Below are 17973 nucleotides of genomic sequence, written 5' to 3' on the forward strand. Positions count from 1 at the left end.
TGTGAGTGGCACAAAAACAACGAATCTGTCCGCGTCTCGAGAATCACCATGACCAATCTGCTGTTGTACCAGCGTATCGCCCAGCAACTGGCCGAGGACATCCGTCGCGGTGTCTACCAGCCAGGTGAGCGGGTGCCGTCGGTGCGCAAGATGAGCGCACAGCTCAACGTCAGTCACGCCACGGTGTTGCAGGCCTATGCCAATCTCGAGGACCAAGGGCTGATTCGCGCCCGGCCGCAGTCCGGCTATTACGTCCACCAGACGCCCGCCTTGACTGCGCCGACCCCCGACATCGCGCGGGTCGAGCGTCCAGGGCTGGTCACGCGGGCCAGTATCATCCAGCAGGTGTTGACCGAAGCGCGCCGCGACGGCGTGTTTCCCTTCGGCGCAGCGGTCCCTCACGTGGACTACCTGCCCGTGCGCGCACTGCATCAGCAGATCGCCAAGGTCACTCGCTTCCACAGCCCGCGCGCCTTCAGCTATATGTTCAGCCCAGGGTTCGAGCCGCTGCGTCGGCAGATCGCCATCCGTATGCGCGACGCCGGGGTGCTGGTCGACCCGCGCGAGGTCATCGTCACCCATGGCTGCGTGGATGCGCTGCAGATGTCGCTGCGCGTGTTGACCCGTCCGGGCGACCTGATCGCTGCTGAATCGCCGACCTATTACGGCCTGCTGCAATTGGCTGACCTGCTGGGGCTGAAGGTCATCGAGATCCCCAGTGACCCGTCCACCGGCATCAGTCTGGAGGCCTTGCAACTGGCCGCCAACCAGTGGTCGATCAAGGCGCTGGTGCTCACGCCACGCCTGAGCAACCCGCTGGGCGGCACCATGCCCGAGGAGCGTCAGAAGCAGTTGTTGCGCCTGGCTTCGGACTTCGATATTCAGATCGTCGAAGACGATATCTATGGTGAGCTGATGTTCGAACAGGGCCGGACCAAGGCCCTCAAGGCCTTTGACCGACTGGATCGGGTGATCTACTGCTCGAGCTTTTCCAAGACGCTATCGCCCGGTGTGCGCGTCGGCTGGATGATTCCGGGACGCTATCAGGATGAGATCCAGCGACTGCAGACCTTCACCACCCATTCGGCCTGCAGTGTCACGCAGATGGGCGTGGCGGCCTACCTGGAAAATGGTGGTTACGACCGCCACCTACGCTTCATCCGCCAGGAATACCGCAAGAACCTCAGCGCCTATCAGTTGGCGGTACAGCAGCATTTCCCCGAGGGCACACAGATGACTCGGCCCACGGGCGGATTCATTCTGTGGGTCAGTCTTCCGGGGCGGGTCAATACCCAGGAGCTGCATGTGCGGGCGCTGGAGCAGGGCATCAGCATCGCGCCCGGGCTCATCTTCAGCAACACCGAGCAGTTCAACCACTGCATTCGCTTGAACTGCGGGATTCCCTGGAACAGGGAAGCCGAGCGTGCAGTCATGACGTTGGGGCTGTTGGCCCAGCAGTTGTGTCGAGAATCGTCTATGGCCATTTTCTAGCTTGTCATATGCGCGTTTAACGGGGAGCATAGGCATTTTGATGCCATGCCTTCGATCGCTATGAATGCCTTCCGTCTTTCTGCACTGCTATTGTGTCTAGCGTGTCCCTTGTGGCCCGGCATTGCGGTGCATGCTGCGCAGGCGCCAGCTGCGAGTGAGGCCGCGTCGGCTAAGACGGGTGGTGCCGCTGCCAAGCCTGCAGTCAAGCAGGCTGCCAAGCCGGTCGCGAAGAAGCCGGCGAAGACGCCGAGCAAATCGGCAGCCAAGGCCAAGCGCAAGGCGGCCAAGAGCAAGTCCGTCGGTACGGCTGCCGCCCAGCCGCTGCCCAATCCTAAGCTCGACCTCAGTCTGCCGAGCGATATGGTGAGAAATCTCAAGCCGACTGCAGGCTCCACGCCTGCACCCCGAAAGGCGTTGTTGCCGGCCATGTTCCCCGACAAGTCTGCCGGTGATGACAGCCCGTTCCAGCTCAATGGCAGGCTGATCAGTAACGAGATGCAGCTTCAGTTGCGTAACGACAGCCGTCGTGATGTAGAGGGTGCTGCCATCGAATTTGAATTCCGTAACTGACTGTCGAGTCACGGGGGATTTCATCGAGTCGGCAATTTCAAACGTATGTTTGAGCGGTTAGTATCCAGGGATGTCCGTCCCGTTCTGCTCCAGGGAGTGCAGTTGTCATGAAATGCCGTGAGGGCTGCGGTGCCTGTTGCATCGCCCCGTCCATCAGCTCGTCGATACCCGGAATGCCGCATGGCAAGCCGGCAGGCGAGCGCTGCTTGCATTTGTCCTTGGATAACCTCTGTGCTTTGTTTGGCAAGCCCGAGCGGCCGAAAGTCTGTGCCGGATTCAAGGCTGAGGTGGACATCTGTGGGAGTGATCGCGACGAGGCGATCAGGATCATCGGCTGGCTGGAGCGAATGACTGCGGCGTGACATTGGGCTCTTCGACAAAAGGAACAAGATGATGAGATCGATCAAGCGCGTTGTTTTGCTGTGTGGCATGGGCCTTCTCCTGGCGCCGGTGGTCTGGGCGGAGAGCTGGCAAGTGGCCAAGGACGAGGAGGGCATTCAGGTGTCCCTCAGCGAAGTGGCTGGCTCGAAGTACAAGGCCTATCGTGGGTCACCGTCATCAAGGCGCCATTGGCCAAGATCAAGGCGCTGCAGGAGGATGTGGCGAGCTCTTGCGCGTGGGTGCATGAATGCAAGTCACAAAAGCTGCTCAAGCATGAGGGCGACCAGAGCTGGACCTATACGCAGTTCAATACGCCGTGGCCGGTGACGCCGCGTGACTCGATCCTTCATGTGACCACCGTGCAGGAAGCGGACGGCAGCCTGACGCGCAAACTCGAAGGTGAGCCCAAGTACCTGCCGGAAGAGAAGGGGTTCGTGCGAGTCGTCCAGGTGGAGGGCTTCTGGAAGCTGGTGCCCAAGGGTGACAGTACCGAGGTGACCTATCAGGTGCACACGGAGCCGGGCGGCAGCGTGCCGTCATGGTTGGCCAACAAGTTCGTGGTCGAGGCGCCTTTCAATACGCTCAAGGCGTTGCGCGAGCGGGCTGAAGCGCGCTGATCGAAGAGAAATCCGCCCCATCGCTTGGGGCGGAGGTTCCGTTAGGCATGTGGTTTACAGCAATTGAATCTCCTTCAGTCGCTGAGCGCCCAAGGCTTTCACGACTTTCATCCTGACGTCGGCATAGTCGGCCGTCTGGCTGAAGCTTGCTTCGTTCAATTTGGCGACTACAGGGGCCTGTAGCGACGCATAGTGCTGCTGGTTGATCCAGTCATACTCAGGTGATGGCGCGCAGTTGAAGAGTAGGCTCATCAGGTTAAAGCGGTCCCGCGCGGTGATCCGAACGATCGCCAGCTTCACTTGAAATAGGCCGCTGCGCTGTCGCGTGCTGTAGGTATGCATCGTCTGTCTCGCCTCTGTTGATAGGCGGTCTAGCACCTCTACAGTGGCAGCGTGTTCTATCACTGACTTGACGCTGAAAGCATCGGTGAGTGTCTTGGCCTTGTGAAAAGACGAGATGAGTCCCCAGTGAAGGTTGTTCAGGCTTGTCAGGCACGTCGTCGCCCATTCGCTGGCGGCCTCGAGCGCGTCATGTTGCCGGCTAGCGTAGAGTTGTGCCAGTAAGAGGCTGTCCAGTATGTCCTGTCGGTCCATGGCGGTGATCGAGCAGGGTACGGACACAATCGCCTCGGCTACTCGATAGAGATCGCTTGGGTGGTCGTCCATGATGTCTTCCTGTCAAACCATCAGAAATTCAGCGAGTCGAAGAATTTGTCCGTGCTATCACCGAGCTTTTGCTTGATCTTGCTTTCGACGTCTTTGTAGAACGAGTAATTGAGTGTCCACTCATTGGCGCAGTGATTGAGGCTGACCTGGCTCATGGTCCAGCTCCAGAACCAGAAGCCCCCGCTATCCTTGCTGTGTTCAAACACCATCGCGTGGTTGTACATGACCACATCGTCACCCTTCTGCAGGGTGGGCAAGATGTCGAAGGCGCCGGATGCACCTGAGCTGGAAGACGTCTGCAGCTTGCTCAACACTTCGCCGTCGCCCTTCAGTGCATTGATGGTGGCGCTGGTCAGGTCGGCAATAATGGCGGCGTTCGGGCCGGCGGCCAGTTTGACCAGTTCAATCGCCACGTTTTCCATGGTGATTTCGAGGTTGCTATTCTTGTATTGGGTCAACTTGTTGTTGGAGCCTACCCAGCCCACATGTTTCAGCGCTTCGTTGTAAGCCTCATACCATTCCATGCGCTGTTGTATATGGTTGAATTTGCTGTCGGCTACGCGTTGCGCAAGCTGCGTCGAATACTTGACTGCTTCTTTGAAGTGCGTATCCAGGCCCGAGGTGAAGGCGATCAGTTGTGATTGAATGACGCCGGCCTTCGCGTCTGTGCCCGGTGTTGTGGGGGTATCGAGGGTGGTGGGTGCGTCACGCCGCACGCGTGGGGCGGGGAGCTGGTCGATGAAGGCCAGGCTTTTTTCGATAGTCATTAGTTTGTCCTGCTGAGGCTGTGTGAGTTCGCACGTTCTGACGTGCGCTCGGATCGTCTCGTGTCCGCTGGCGGCACATCAGCAGGAAGGGTTTCGTTGGATTGAGTCGGTCAGTAGAAACGAAAAGCCCCGGCAAGTTGCCGGGCTTTTCGTTCGACGCGCAGTGATCGTTTACTTGCGATCTTTCAGTGCGGTCAGGTCACGCTGCGGTTCGCCGGTGTACAGCTGGCGCGGACGGCCGATCTTGTACGGGCCGGACAGCATTTCTTTCCAGTGCGAGATCCAGCCTACGGTGCGGGCCAGGGCGAAGATCACGGTGAACATGCTGGTTGGAATGCCGATCGCCTTGAGGATGATCCCCGAGTAGAAGTCGACGTTCGGGTACAGCGAGCGCTCGATGAAGTACGGATCGGTCAGGGCAATCTCTTCCAGGCGCATGGCCAGTTCGAGTTGCGGATCGTCTTTGATGCCCAGTTCGCGCAGCACTTCGTCGCAGGTCTGCTTCATCACGGTGGCGCGTGGGTCGCGGTTCTTGTAGACGCGGTGACCGAAGCCCATCAACTTGAACGGATCGTTCTTGTCCTTGGCCTTGGCGATGAAAGTGTCGATGTTCGAGACATCGCCAATTTCATCGAGCATGGTCAATACGGCTTCGTTTGCGCCACCGTGGGCAGGGCCCACAGCGCCGCGATGCCGGCGGCGATACAGGCGAACGGGTTGGCGCCCGAGGAGCCTGCCAGGCGTACGGTAGAGGTGGACGCATTCTGCTCGTGGTCGGCGTGGAGGATGAAGATCCGGTCCATCGCCTTGGCCAGCACCGGGCTGATCGGTTTGATCTCGCACGGGGTGTTGAACATCATGTGCAGGAAGTTCTCTGCGTACGACAGGTCGTTGCGCGGGTACATCATGGGTTGGCCCATGGAGTACTTGTAGACCATCGCGGCCAGGGTCGGCATCTTCGCCACCAGGCGCACGGCCGAGATCTCGCGGTGCTGGGGGTTATTGATGTCCAGCGAGTCGTGGTAGAAGGCCGAGAGGGCGCCGACCACGCCGCACATGACGGCCATGGGGTGCGCGTCGCGGCGGAAGCCGTTGAAGAAGGTTTTCAGCTGTTCGTGAACCATGGTGTGGTTCTTGACGTTGCTGACGAACTTGGCCTTCTGCTCGGCGTTCGGCAGTTCGCCGTTGAGCAGCAGGTAACAGGTTTCCAGGTAGTCCGACTGCTCGGCGAGCTGTTCGATGGGGTAGCCGCGGTGCAGCAGTACGCCCTTGTCGCCGTCGATGTAGGTGATCTTGGATTCGCACGAGGCGGTGGCCATGAAGCCCGGGTCGAAGGTGAAGTGACCGGATGCCCCCAACCCGCGGACGTCGATGACATCGGGACCAACGGTGCCGGTTAAAATGGGCAGCTCTACGGGGGCTGCGCCCTCGATGACCAACTGCGCTTTTTTGTCAGCCATGTGGCCTCCTATTAATGCTTGAAATCATCAGTCAGACCCCCACGCAGGGCCCGCACCACTATAGAGGGATAAATTCAGATGTCAATTTGCCTAAAGGCTGGTTGAAACCCTCTCCAAGCCCATGATTTTCACGAAATTGCCGGCCATTTACGCCTTTTGTTCACTAAAGGCAATGCGCTATTCGGGCTAGCCCCTCACGTTGTCATAAGCAGCCTAACTGTCTATACTCGGCAGCCGACTCCCAGGGGCTTTCCAGCCCGCCCTGCTGGGTGTCGTGTTCTCTCCGGTGGTGGGTACCTGACCAGTACACTTACCAACAACTTTGCCCTGTTCCCTAGGGGCTCTTCAGTGTGAAAAAAGCCGTGAAAAGCCAACGACCTGTAAACCTAGACCTAAGGACCATCAAACTCCCGATCACAGCCTACACGTCCATTCTTCATCGTATTTCCGGCGTCATCCTGTTCCTCGGCCTTGCCATCATGCTGTACGCACTGGGCAAGTCGCTGGGTTCCGAGGAAGGCTTTGCCGAGGTGAAGGCGTGTCTGACCAGTCCGCTGGCCAAGCTGGTGACCTGGGGCCTGCTGTCCGGCCTGCTGTATCACCTCGTCGCAGGTGTTCGTCACCTGATCATGGACGTGGGTATCGGCGAGACGCTGGAAGGCGGCAAGCTGGGCTCGAAAATCGTGATCGTCATCTCTGTGGTGCTGATCGTTCTGGCGGGAGTTTGGGTATGGTAACCAATGTCACGAACCTGTCGCGTTCGGGCCTCTATGACTGGATGGCGCAGCGCGTTTCTGCGGTCGTTCTCGCGGCTTATTTCATTTTCCTGATCGGCTACCTGGCCGTGCATCCTGGGCTCGACTACGCCCAGTGGCACGCCCTGTTCTCCAACAACACGATGCGAATCTTCAGCCTGCTGGCGCTTGTCGCACTGGGCGCTCACGCCTGGGTCGGCATGTGGACCATCGCCACCGACTACCTGACGCCTATGGCGCTTGGCAAATCGGCGACGGCGATTCGTTTCCTGTTCCAGGCGGTATGCGGCGTTGCGATGTTCGCTTACTTCGTCTGGGGTGTGCAGATTCTCTGGGGTATCTGATTCATGGCTAACATTCCAACCATTTCCTTCGACGCCATCATCATCGGTGGCGGCGGTGCTGGTATGCGCGCTGCGCTGCAGCTGGCTCAAGGCGGCCACAAGACTGCCGTAGTCACCAAGGTCTTCCCGACCCGTTCGCACACCGTATCCGCCCAGGGCGGCATCACGTGCGCCATCGCTTCGGCCGACCCGAACGATGACTGGCGCTGGCATATGTACGATACCGTCAAGGGCTCCGACTACATCGGTGACCAGGACGCTATCGAATACATGTGCCAGGAAGGACCGGCTGCGGTCTTCGAACTGGACCACATGGGCCTGCCGTTCTCGCGTACCGAAACCGGTCGTATCTACCAGCGCCCATTCGGTGGCCAGTCCAAGGACTTCGGCAAGGGTGGCCAGGCCGCACGTACCTGCGCTGCGTCCGACCGTACCGGTCACGCCCTGCTGCACACCCTCTATCAGGGCAACCTGAAAGCCGGCACCACTTTCCTCAACGAGTACTACGCCGTTGACCTGGTCAAGAACCAGGACGGCGCGTTCGTCGGTGTGATTGCGATCTGCATCGAAACCGGCGAAACCATGTACATCAAGTCCAAGGCCACCGTACTGGCCACCGGCGGTGCTGGCCGTATCTACGCCTCCACCACCAACGCCCTGATCAATACCGGCGACGGTATCGGCATGGCGCTGCGCGCCGGCGTGCCGGTGCAGGACATCGAGATGTGGCAGTTCCACCCGACCGGCATCGCCGGCGCTGGTGTACTGGTCACCGAAGGCTGCCGCGGTGAGGGTGGCTACCTGATCAACGCCCACGGCGAGCGCTTCATGGAGCGTTACGCGCCGAACGCGAAAGACCTGGCTGGCCGCGACGTGGTCGCCCGTTCCATGGTCAAGGAAATCATCGCCGGCAATGGCGTGGGTCCGAACAAGGATCACGTCCTGCTCAAGCTTGATCACCTGGGCGAGGAAGTGCTGCACAGCCGCCTGCCAGGTATCTGCGAGCTGTCCAAGACCTTCGCCCACGTCGATCCGGTGGTCGCGCCGGTACCGGTGGTCCCGACTTGCCACTACATGATGGGCGGCGTTGCCACCAACATTCATGGCCAGGCCATCACCATGGACGCCGACGGCCGGGATCACATCATCCGGGTCTGTTCGCCGTGGGTGAAGTGGCATGCGTATCGGTACACGGTGCCAACCGCCTGGGCGGCAACTCGCTGCTCGACCTGGTGGTGTTCGGCCGTGCTGCCGGCCTGCACCTGGAAAAAGCCCTGAGCGATGGCGTCGAGTACCGCGATGCGAGCGACACCGATGTCGACGTGGCGCTGAACCGCCTGAACAAGCTCAACGAGCGTACCAGCGGCGAAGACGTCGCCAGCCTCAAGCGCGAGCTGCAAAGCTGCATGCAGAACTACTTCGGTGTATTCCGTACTGGCGAATACATGCAGAAGGGTATCGAGCAGTTGGCCGGTCTGCGTGACCGCATCGCCAACGTCAAGATCAACGACAAGTCCCAGGCCTTCAACACCGCGCGCATCGAAGCGCTGGAGCTGCAGAACCTGCTGGAAGTCGCCGAAGCTACCGCCATCGCGGCCGAAGCCCGTAAAGAGTCGCGCGGCGCACACGCCCGTGAAGACTTCGAAGACCGTGACGACGAAAACTGGCTGTGCCACACCCTGTACTACCCGGGTGAGAAGCGCGTAGCCAAGCGTGGTGTCAACTTTGCGCCGAAGACAGTGCCTGCCTTCGAACCAAAAGTCCGGACTTACTAAGGGTGGCCGCTATGTTGAAAGTCGAAGTTTATCGTTACAACCCGGACACCGACTCGGCGCCCAAGATGGAGTCGTTCGACGTCGATACCGGCGGCAAGGACCTGATGGTGCTGGACGTGCTGGCGCTGATCAAGGAAAAGGACGAGGGCTTCTCGTACCGTCGCTCCTGCCGTGAAGGCGTGTGCGGTTCCGATGGCATGAACATGAACGGCAAGAACGGCCTGGCCTGCATCACCCCGTTGTCGGGCGTGGTCAAGGGCAACAAGCTGGTGCTGCGTCCGCTGCCGGGGCTGCCGGTCATTCGTGACCTGGTCGTCGACATGAGCATCTTCTACAAGCAGTACGAGAAGGTGAAGCCATTCCTGCAGAACGATACGCCGGCCCGGCCATCGAGCGTCTGCAGTCGCCGGAACAGCGCGAGAAGCTGGACGGTCTGTACGAGTGCATCCTGTGCGCCTGCTGCTCGACCTCCTGCCCATCGTTCTGGTGGAACCCGGACAAGTTCCTGGGCCCCGCCGCGCTGCTGCAGGCCTACCGTTTCCTGGCCGACAGCCGTGATACCAAGACCCAGGAACGCCTGGCGTCGCTGGATGACCCGTTCAGCGTATTCCGCTGCCGCGGGATCATGAACTGCGTGAACGTCTGCCCGAAGGGTCTCAACCCGACCAAGGCGATCGGCCACGTACGTAACATGCTGCTGCAAAGCGGCACCTGATTCGAATGTTGCACCAGCAGTAAGCCGACGCGCGGGTGGTGAGCCCGCGCCGAGGTAAAACCGGAGCAAGGGCCCACAAAGCCCGCGCTCATTACCTTTGAAGATATGAGACCAGCAGGGGCTTCCGGGCTGGTACCCGGAAAATCTGCAGGATCCAGGTGGCGTGGTTGGTCGCTGTGTTCGGACTTTTCCAGGTTTGCGTGGTTCTTGTCGATCCGTCCCCTAACGAGGGTGACCAAGCATGCAAGAAAGCGTGATGCAGCGCATGTGGGAAAGCGCCCACCTTTCAGGTGGTAACGCTGCATATGTGGAAGAGCTCTACGAACTCTACCTGCACGACCCTAACGCTGTGCCAGAAGAGTGGCGCACCTACTTCCAGAAGTTGCCCGCCGACGGCAGCACCGCTACCGACGTCTCGCACTCGACGATCCGCGATCATTTCGTACTGCTGGCGAAGAACCAGCGCCGCGCTCAACCGGTATCTGCCGGGAGCGTGAGCAGCGAACACGAGAAGAAGCAGGTTGAAGTGCTGCGACTGATCCAGGCCTATCGTATGCGCGGTCATCAGGCTGCCAAGCTCGACCCCTTGGGGTTGTGGCAGCGCCCTGCGCCCGTAGACCTGTCGATCAATCACTACGGCTTGACCAATGCCGATCTTGATACGACCTTCCGTGCCGGCGACCTGTACATCGGCAAAGAGGAAGCGAGCCTACGCGAAATCGTCGATGCCTTGCAGAAGACATATTGTCGCACCATCGGCTCCGAGTTCACCCACATCGTCGATTCCGAGCAGCGCAGCTGGTTCCAGCAGCGCCTGGAAAGCGTGCGTGGTCGTCCTGACTTCTCCGTCGACGTGCAGACTCACCTGCTCGAGCGCGTCACCGCCGGTGAAGGCCTGGAGAAATACCTGGGCACCAAGTATCCAGGCACCAAGCGTTTCGGCCTGGAAGGCGGCGAGAGCCTGATTCCAATGCTGGACGAAATGATCCAGCGCTCCGGCTCCTATGGCACCAAGGAAGTCGTGATCGGCATGGCCCACCGCGGTCGTCTGAACGTGCTGGTCAATACCTTCGGCAAGAACCCGCGCGAGCTGTTCGACGAGTTCGAAGGCAAGAAGATGAACGAGCTGGGTTCCGGTGACGTCAAGTATCACCAGGGCTTCTCCAGCAACGTCATGACCAGCGGCGGCGAAGTCCACCTGGCCATGGCATTCAACCCGTCCCACCTGGAAATCGTCTCGCCGGTGGTGGAGGGCTCGGTTCGTGCCCGCCAGGACCGTCGCAACGACAGCGTCGGTGACAAGGTGCTGCCCATTTCCATCCACGGTGACGCGGCATTCGCCGGTCAGGGCGTGGTCATGGAAACCTTCCAGATGTCGCAGACCCGCGGTTTCAAGACCGGTGGCACTGTGCACATCGTGATCAACAACCAGGTCGGCTTCACCATCAGCAACCCACTGGATGCGCGTTCCACCGAGTACGCCACCGACGTTGCCAAGATGATCCAGGCGCCGATCCTGCATGTGAATGGCGACGACCCGGAAGCCGTGCTGTTCGTCACCCAGTTGGCCATCGACTATCGCATGCAGTTCAAGCGTGACGTGGTGATCGACCTGGTCTGCTACCGCCGTCGCGGTCACAACGAGGCTGACGAGCCCAACGGCACCCAGCCGCTGATGTACCAGCAGATCAGCAAGCAGCGCACGACCCGTGAGCTGTACGCCGACGCGCTGATCCAGGCCGGTCGCATCGACAGCGAGCGCGCCCAGGCCAAGATCGACGAGTACCGCAGCGCGCTGGACAACGGCCTGCACGTGGTCAAGAGCCTGGTCAAAGAGCCGAACCGCGAGTTGTTCGTCGACTGGCGTCCGTATCTGGGCCATGCCTGGACCGCGCGTCACGACACCCGCTTCGACCTCAAGACCCTGCAGGAACTGTCGGCCAAGCTGCTCGAGCTGCCGGAAGGCTTCGTCGTCCAGCGTCAGGTCGCCAAGATCTACGAAGACCGGCAGAAGATGCAGGCCGGTGGCCTGCCGATCAACTGGGGTTACGCAGAGACCATGGCCTACGCCACTCTGCAGTTCGAAGGTCACCCGATCCGTATGACCGGCCAGGACATTGGCCGTGGCACCTTCTCGCACCGTCACGCGGTGCTGCACAACCAGAAGGACGCCGGCACCTACGTACCGCTGATGAACCTGTTCCCGGGCCAGCCGCGTTTCGAACTGTACGACTCCTTCCTTTCGGAGGAGGCCGTGCTGGCGTTCGAATACGGCTACTCGACCACCACGCCGAACGCGCTGGTGATCTGGGAAGCCCAGTTCGGCGACTTCGCCAACGGTGCGCAGGTGGTGATCGACCAGTTCATCACCAGCGGCGAACATAAATGGGGCCGTCTGTGCGGTCTGACCATGCTGTTGCCGCACGGTTATGAAGGGCAGGGCCCGGAGCACTCCTCGGCACGCCTTGAGCGTTACCTGCAGTTGTGTGCTGAGCAGAACATCCAGGTCTGCGTGCCGACCACACCAGCGCAGATTTATCACCTGCTGCGTCGTCAGGTCATCCGTCCGCTGCGCAAGCCGCTGATCGTGCTGACGCCCAAGTCGCTGTTGCGCCACAAGCTGGCTGTATCGACCCTGGAAGACCTGGCCGAAGGCTCGTTCCAGACCGTCATTCCGGAAATCGATGCGATCGAGCCGGCCAAGGTCGAGCGTCTGGTGCTGTGCAGCGGCAAGGTCTACTACGACCTGCTGGAAAAACGCCGTGCCGAAGGCCGCGAAGACATCGCCATCCTGCGTATCGAGCAGCTGTATCCGTTCCCTGAGGACGATCTGGTCGAAATCCTGGCGCAGTACACCAACCTCAAGCATGCGGTCTGGTGCCAGGAAGAGCCGATGAACCAGGGTGCCTGGTACAGCAGTCAGCACCACATGCGTCGCATCCTGGGCCGCCACGACAAGGCGCTGGTCCTCGAGTACGCCGGTCGCGACGCCTCTGCCGCGCCTGCTTGTGGCTACGCGTCCAAGAGCGCCGAGCAGCAGGAAAAACTGCTGCAAGACGCGTTCACTGTCTAACGCCTTCGCGCACCTGAAACCGAATTTAAGGAAACACTGATAATGGCTATCGAGATCAAAGCCCCAACCTTCCCGGAATCGGTTGCCGACGGCACCGTTGCCACCTGGCACAAGAAGCCGGGCGAAGCCGTCAAGCGTGACGAGCTGATCGTCGACATCGAGACCGACAAGGTCGTCCTGGAAGTGCTGGCCACCGCCGACGGCGTGCTGGGCGACATCGTCAAGGGCGAGGGCGACACCGTCCTGTCCGACGAAGTACTGGGTTCGATCGTTGAGGGTGGCGCAGCTGCCGCTGCACCTGCCGCCGCCGCTGCGGCACCGGCTGCCGCTCCGGCTGCTGCCGCCGCTGACGCTGGCGAAGATGACCCGGTCGCGGCGCCTGCTGCACGCAAGCTGGCCGAAGAGAACGGTATCGATCTGGCCTCTGTGAAGGGCACCGGCAAGGGCGGTCGTGTGACCAAGGAAGACATGGTCGCGGCCATCGCCAACAAGAAGTCCGCGCCTGCTGCTGCTCCGGCCGCCAAGCCTGCCGCTGCCGCCGCCCCGGTCGTCGTCGCTGCCGGCGATCGCACCGAGAAGCGCGTGCCGATGACTCGTCTGCGTGCCAAGATCGCCGAGCGTCTGGTCGAAGCGCAGTCGAACATGGCCATGCTGACCACCTTCAACGAAGTGGACATGACCGAAGTCATGGCCCTGCGTTCGAAGTACAAGGACCTGTTCGAGAAGACCCACAATGGCGTGCGCCTGGGCTTCATGTCGTTCTTCGTCAAGGCCGCCACCGAGGCGCTCAAGCGCTTCCCGGCAGTCAACGCATCGATCGACGGCAACGACATCGTCTACCATGGCTACGCGGACGTCGGCGTAGCTGTTTCCAGCGACCGTGGTCTGGTGGTGCCTGTGCTGCGTAACGCCGAATCGATGTCGCTGGCCGAGATCGAGAACGGCATCGCCACCTTCGGCAAGAAAGCCCGTGACGGCAAGTTGTCCATCGAAGAGATGACTGGCGGTACCTTCACCATCACCAACGGTGGTACCTTCGGTTCGATGATGTCGACCCCGATCGTCAACCCGCCGCAGGCTGCGATCCTGGGTATGCACAACATCATCCAGCGTCCGATGGCGATCAACGGCCAAGTAGTCATTCGCCCGATGATGTACCTGGCGCTGTCCTACGACCACCGTCTGATCGATGGCAAGGAAGCCGTAACCTTCCTCGTCACTATCAAGAACCTGCTGGAAGATCCGTCCCGCCTGCTGCTGGACATCTAATCGCACAGTTGCAAGCGGCAAGCGCCAGGCTTCATGACGAAGCCTGCCGTTCCAGCCGCTTGCAGCTTGAAGCTTGAAGCTAAAAAGGAATCTTTTATGACCCAGAAATTCGACGTAGTGGTGATTGGTGCGGGTCCTGGCGGCTATGTGGCTGCCATCAAGGCTGCCCAGCTCGGTCTGAAGACTGCCTGCATCGAGGAATACACCGACGCCGAAGGCAAGCTGGCCCTGGGCGGTACCTGCCTGAACGTCGGCTGCATTCCCTCCAAGGCACTGCTCGACAGCTCCTGGAAGTACAAAGAAGCGAAAGAAAGCTTCAACGTCCACGGTATCTCCACGGGTGAAGTGAAGATGGACGTCGCCGCGATGATTGGCCGTAAGGCCGGCATCGTCAAGAACCTGACCGGTGGTGTGGCCACCCTGTTCAAGGCCAATGGCGTGACCTCGATCCAGGGCCACGGCAAGCTGCTGGCGGGCAAGAAAGTCGAAGTCACCAAGGCTGATGGCAGCAGCGAAGTCATCGAAGCAGAGAACGTGATTCTCGCTTCCGGCTCGCGCCCTATCGACATCCCACCGGCGCCAGTCGACCAGAAAGTCATCGTCGACTCCACCGGCGCGCTGGAATTCCAGGCCGTGCCTAAACGCCTGGGCGTAATCGGTGCCGGCGTGATCGGTCTAGAGCTGGGTTCGGTCTGGGCTCGCCTGGGCGCAGAAGTTACTGTCCTGGAAGCTCTGGACACTTTCCTGATGGCCGCCGACACCGCGGTTTCCAAGGAAGCCCAGAAGACCCTGACCAAGCAAGGTCTGGACATCAAGCTGGGTGCGCGCGTCACCGGTTCGAAAGTCACTGGCGAAGAAGTCGAAGTCACCTACACCAACGCCGAAGGCGAGCAGAAGATCACCTTCGACAAGCTGATCGTCGCCGTGGGCCGTCGTCCTGTGACCACTGACCTGCTGGCCGTCGACAGCGGCGTCAATATCGACGAGCGTGGCTACATCTACGTTGACGACTACTGCGCCACCAGCGTCCCAGGCGTCTATGCCATCGGCGACGTGGTGCGTGGCCTGATGCTGGCGCACAAGGCCTCGGAAGAGGGCATCATGGTCGTCGAGCGCATCAAAGGTCACAAGGCCCAGATGAACTACGACCTGATCCCGTCGGTGATCTACACCCACCCGGAAATCGCATGGGTCGGCAAGACCGAGCAGGCATTGAAAGCCGAAGGCGTTGAGGTTAACGTGGGCACCTTCCCGTTCGCGGCCAGCGGCCGTGCGATGGCGGCGAACGACACCGGTGGTTTCGTCAAGGTCATCGCCGATGCCAAAACCGACCGTGTGCTGGGCGTTCACGTGATCGGCCCATCGGCTGCCGAGCTGGTTCAGCAGGGCGCTATCGCTATGGAATTCGGCACCAGTGCCGAAGACCTGGGCATGATGGTGTTCAGCCACCCGACTCTGTCCGAAGCGCTGCATGAAGCCGCGCTGGCTGTGAATGGCGGCGCCATTCACGTGGCCAACCGTAAGAAGCGTTAATTATAAAAACCACGGCGGGCTGCCCGTCGTGGGTCTTGCGCGCAAGATCCACCGCGGAATGTCCGCCGGACCGGGCCACCGGAACAATCCGGGGTTAACGGTCACAGGTGGCGCGGCGCTGGAAACAGCGCAGCGCCGAAGCGCAGTACCTAACGAAGACGGTAAAAAGCATGAATCTTCACGAGTATCAGGGTAAACAGCTGTTCGCTGAGTACGGCCTGCCAGTTTCCAAGGGTTTCGCGGTCGATACCCTGAACAAGCCGCAGAAGCCTGCGACAAGATCGGCGGTTCCGAGTGGGTGGTAAAAGCCCAGGTTCACGCCGGTGGTCGCGGTAAAGCGGGTGGCGTCAAGCTGGTTCGCAGCAAAGAAGACGCCAAGGCGTTCGCTGCGCAGTGGTTGGGCAAGAATCTGGTGACCTACCAGACCGATGCCAACGGTCAGCCAGTCTCCAAGATCCTGGTCGAGTCCTGCACTGACATCGCCAAGGAGCTGTACCTGGGCGCTGTCGTGGATCGCTCGAGCCGCCGCATCGTGTTCATGGCCTCCACTGAAGGTGGCGTAGACATCGAGAAGGTTGCCCACGACACCCCGAGAAGATCCTCAAGGCTACCATCGACCCACTGGTCGGCGCTCAGCCGTTCCAAGGTCGCGAGCTGGCGTTCCAGCTGGGTCTGGAAGGCAAGCAGGTTCAGCAGTTCGCCAAGATCTTCGTAGGCCTGGCCAAGCTGTTCAAGGATCACGATCTGGCCCTGCTGGAAGTGAACCCGCTGGTGATCAAGGCCGACGGCGACCTGCACTGCCTCGATGCCAAGATCAACATCGACGCCAACGCCATGTACCGTCAGCCCAAGCTGAAGACGTTCCACGATCCGTCGCAAGACGATGCCCGTGAAGCCCACGCTGCCAAGTTCGAACTGAACTACGTCGCGCTGGAAGGCAACATCGGCTGCATGGTCAACGGTGCTGGCCTGGCCATGGGCACCATGGACATCGTCAACCTGCACGGCGGCAAACCGGCCAACTTCCTCGACGTGGGCGGTGGTGCTACCAAAGAGCGCGTGACCGAGGCGTTCAAGATCATTCTGTCCGACAGCAATGTCGCGGCCGTTCTGGTCAACATCTTCGGTGGTATCGTGCGCTGCGACATGATCGCCGAAGGCATCATCGGTGCAGTCAAAGAAGTCGGCGTGAAAGTGCCGGTGGTTGTTCGCCTCGAAGGTAACAACGCCGAACTGGGCGCTAAAGTACTGGCAGAAAGCGGTTTGAACATCATTGCGGCAACCAGCCTGACCGACGCTGCTCAACAAGTTGTCAAAGCTGCGGAGGGCAAGTAATGAGCGTCCTGATCAATAAAGACACCAAAGTCATCTGCCAGGGCTTCACCGGCTCGCAAGGTACTTTCCACTCCGAACAAGCCATCGCCTACGGCACCAAGATGGTTGGCGGCGTTACTCCAGGCAAGGGTGGCACTACCCACCTGGGCCTGCCGGTGTTCAACACCGTCAAGGAAGCCGTGGAAGCCACCGGTGCTGATGCTTCGGTCATCTACGTTCCGGCTCCGTTCTGCAAGGACTCCATCCTCGAAGCGGCCTTCGGCGGTATCAAGCTGATCGTCTGCATCACCGAAGGCATCCCGACCCTCGACATGCTGGACGCCAAGGTCAAGTGCGACGAACTGGGCGTGACCCTGATCGGTCCTAACTGCCCAGGCGTCATCACTCCGGGCGAGTGCAAGATCGGCATCATGCCAGGCCACATTCACTTGCCAGGCAAGGTCGGTATCGTTTCGCGTTCCGGCACCCTGACCTATGAAGCGGTCAAGCAGACCACCGACGCCGGCTTTGGCCAGTCGACCTGCGTCGGCATCGGTGGCGACCCGATCCCAGGCTCCAACTTCATCGACATCCTGAAGCTGTTCCAGGAAGATCCGAAGACCGAAGCGATCGTCATGATCGGCGAGATCGGCGGTTCGGCTGAAGAAGAAGCGGCTGCCTACATCAAAGCTCACGTTACCAAGCCGGTCGTTTCCTACATCGCGGGCGTTACCGCGCCTGCAGGCAAGCGCATGGGCCACGCTGGCGCCATCATCTCCGGCGGCAAAGGCACTGCGGACGAGAAGTTCGCTGCCCTGCAGGACGCGGGTGTCAAGACCGTGCGTTCCCTGGCAGACATCGGCAAGGCCCTGGCCGAGCTGACTGGCTGGGAAGCCAAGAAGTAAGCAACTCGCTGTACCCCCCCACGCGCACAGAGGCCACCTTCGGGTGGCCTTTGTCGTTTCTGTCCTGCAGCTCTAGGATTTTTCCTCATGGTTAACAGGATCCTTCATACAGAAGCTTTCCGCGTCTCTGGAATAATCCCTACGTCATCGGTCGCTTAAACGACAAACATGTACGCACATCGGACAAGCTGCACCGCTACAGTGCGTTTGCTGGCTAAATTCTGTACCCTACGCGTCACTCTGTGCCCGTACCCCAAAAGGGAACGACACGCTAAACGGGTCTGGCTCATCAGGCCGGGCAGCATTTCCGCCATCCATGTGGAAATCCCCTCTCGAAC

At 60.3% G+C, this 17973-nt stretch carries 11 protein-coding genes and 5 pseudogenes; 13 read left to right on the forward strand and 3 right to left on the reverse strand.

Annotated elements, in window-relative coordinates; translation table 11 throughout:
* Positions 1–48: 48 nt before the first annotated feature.
* The 4 genes and pseudogenes from GKC70_RS09250 (at position 49) to GKC70_RS09265 (ending at position 3059) form a co-directional block, all read left to right on the forward strand.
* Positions 49–1491: a PLP-dependent aminotransferase family protein gene (locus GKC70_RS09250; protein ID WP_039578677.1), complete on the forward strand. Its 1443-nt coding sequence runs from the start codon at positions 49–51 to the stop codon at positions 1489–1491.
* Between the two features lie 60 nt (positions 1492–1551).
* A complete protein-coding gene (locus GKC70_RS09255; RefSeq protein ID WP_342651491.1) occupies positions 1552–2061 on the forward strand; it encodes a hypothetical protein in 510 nt (169 codons plus the stop codon).
* A gap of 107 nt (positions 2062–2168) precedes the next feature.
* The gene (locus GKC70_RS09260; protein ID WP_029612058.1) at positions 2169–2423 is read left to right on the forward strand and encodes a YkgJ family cysteine cluster protein; all 255 of its coding nucleotides are present in this window, start codon (positions 2169–2171) and stop codon (positions 2421–2423) included.
* Between the two features lie 31 nt (positions 2424–2454).
* Positions 2455–3059 (forward strand): annotated as a pseudogene (locus GKC70_RS09265) (START domain-containing protein).
* A gap of 54 nt (positions 3060–3113) precedes the next feature.
* Here the strand turns inward: GKC70_RS09265 and GKC70_RS09270 are convergent.
* From GKC70_RS09270 to gltA, 3 genes and pseudogenes are all read right to left on the reverse strand, one after another.
* A complete protein-coding gene (locus GKC70_RS09270) occupies positions 3114–3725 on the reverse strand; it encodes a hypothetical protein (protein ID WP_342651142.1) in 612 nt (203 codons plus the stop codon).
* Between the two features lie 20 nt (positions 3726–3745).
* A complete protein-coding gene (locus GKC70_RS09275; RefSeq protein ID WP_342651143.1) occupies positions 3746–4492 on the reverse strand; it encodes a hypothetical protein in 747 nt (248 codons plus the stop codon).
* A 171-nt stretch (positions 4493–4663) separates the two neighbouring features.
* Positions 4664–5952: pseudogene (gene gltA / locus GKC70_RS09280) on the reverse strand (citrate synthase).
* A gap of 350 nt (positions 5953–6302) precedes the next feature.
* On the opposite strand from gltA, the gene sdhC reads away from it, so the two are divergent.
* From sdhC to sucD, 9 genes and pseudogenes are all read left to right on the forward strand, one after another.
* Positions 6303–6689, forward strand: coding sequence for a succinate dehydrogenase, cytochrome b556 subunit (gene sdhC, locus GKC70_RS09285; protein WP_116888551.1), 387 nt, complete (start codon positions 6303–6305; stop codon positions 6687–6689).
* Positions 6683–7051: a succinate dehydrogenase, hydrophobic membrane anchor protein gene (gene sdhD, locus GKC70_RS09290; RefSeq protein WP_342651144.1), complete on the forward strand. Its 369-nt coding sequence runs from the start codon at positions 6683–6685 to the stop codon at positions 7049–7051. Before sdhC ends, sdhD begins: the two co-directional genes overlap by 7 nt.
* Positions 7052–7054: 3 nt before the next feature.
* Positions 7055–8826: pseudogene (gene sdhA, locus GKC70_RS09295) on the forward strand (succinate dehydrogenase flavoprotein subunit).
* Between the two features lie 11 nt (positions 8827–8837).
* Positions 8838–9541, forward strand: a pseudogene (locus GKC70_RS09300) (succinate dehydrogenase iron-sulfur subunit).
* Positions 9542–9782: 241 nt separating this feature from the next.
* The gene (locus tag GKC70_RS09305) at positions 9783–12614 is read left to right on the forward strand and encodes a 2-oxoglutarate dehydrogenase E1 component (protein ID WP_317872425.1); all 2832 of its coding nucleotides are present in this window, start codon (positions 9783–9785) and stop codon (positions 12612–12614) included.
* A 42-nt stretch (positions 12615–12656) separates the two neighbouring features.
* Positions 12657–13883, forward strand: coding sequence for a 2-oxoglutarate dehydrogenase complex dihydrolipoyllysine-residue succinyltransferase (gene odhB, locus GKC70_RS09310; RefSeq protein ID WP_342651145.1), 1227 nt, complete (start codon positions 12657–12659; stop codon positions 13881–13883).
* A 96-nt stretch (positions 13884–13979) separates the two neighbouring features.
* Positions 13980–15416: a dihydrolipoyl dehydrogenase gene (gene lpdA / locus GKC70_RS09315; RefSeq protein ID WP_029612067.1), complete on the forward strand. Its 1437-nt coding sequence runs from the start codon at positions 13980–13982 to the stop codon at positions 15414–15416.
* A 170-nt stretch (positions 15417–15586) separates the two neighbouring features.
* A pseudogene (sucC, locus tag GKC70_RS09320) lies at positions 15587–16751 on the forward strand (ADP-forming succinate--CoA ligase subunit beta).
* Positions 16751–17635, forward strand: a complete 885-nt coding sequence (sucD, locus tag GKC70_RS09325; RefSeq protein ID WP_003254203.1) for a succinate--CoA ligase subunit alpha — start codon at positions 16751–16753, stop codon at positions 17633–17635. The pseudogene sucC and the gene sucD overlap by 1 nt, the downstream one beginning before the upstream one ends.
* Positions 17636–17973: the final 338 nt, after the last annotated feature.

It is taken from the genome of Pseudomonas sp. REB1044 (assembly GCF_038813925.1).
Classification (GTDB): domain Bacteria; phylum Pseudomonadota; class Gammaproteobacteria; order Pseudomonadales; family Pseudomonadaceae; genus Aquipseudomonas; species Aquipseudomonas boreofloridensis.

Excerpts from the sequence above, each read along its gene's own strand:
- GKC70_RS09270 (WP_342651142.1), bottom strand. The coding sequence starts at position 3,725 with ATGGACGACCACCCAAGCGATCTCTATCGAGTAGCCGAGGCGATTGTG.
- sdhD (WP_342651144.1), top strand. The coding sequence starts at position 6,683 with ATGGTAACCAATGTCACGAACCTGTCGCGTTCGGGCCTCTATGACTGG.
- odhB (WP_342651145.1), top strand. The coding sequence starts at position 12,657 with ATGGCTATCGAGATCAAAGCCCCAACCTTCCCGGAATCGGTTGCCGAC.
- GKC70_RS09305 (WP_317872425.1), top strand. The coding sequence starts at position 9,783 with ATGCAAGAAAGCGTGATGCAGCGCATGTGGGAAAGCGCCCACCTTTCA.
- lpdA (WP_029612067.1), top strand. The coding sequence starts at position 13,980 with ATGACCCAGAAATTCGACGTAGTGGTGATTGGTGCGGGTCCTGGCGGC.
- GKC70_RS09275 (WP_342651143.1), bottom strand. The coding sequence starts at position 4,492 with ATGACTATCGAAAAAAGCCTGGCCTTCATCGACCAGCTCCCCGCCCCA.
- GKC70_RS09255 (WP_342651491.1), top strand. The coding sequence starts at position 1,552 with ATGAATGCCTTCCGTCTTTCTGCACTGCTATTGTGTCTAGCGTGTCCC.
- GKC70_RS09250 (WP_039578677.1), top strand. The coding sequence starts at position 49 with ATGACCAATCTGCTGTTGTACCAGCGTATCGCCCAGCAACTGGCCGAG.
- GKC70_RS09260 (WP_029612058.1), top strand. The coding sequence starts at position 2,169 with ATGAAATGCCGTGAGGGCTGCGGTGCCTGTTGCATCGCCCCGTCCATC.
- sucD (WP_003254203.1), top strand. The coding sequence starts at position 16,751 with ATGAGCGTCCTGATCAATAAAGACACCAAAGTCATCTGCCAGGGCTTC.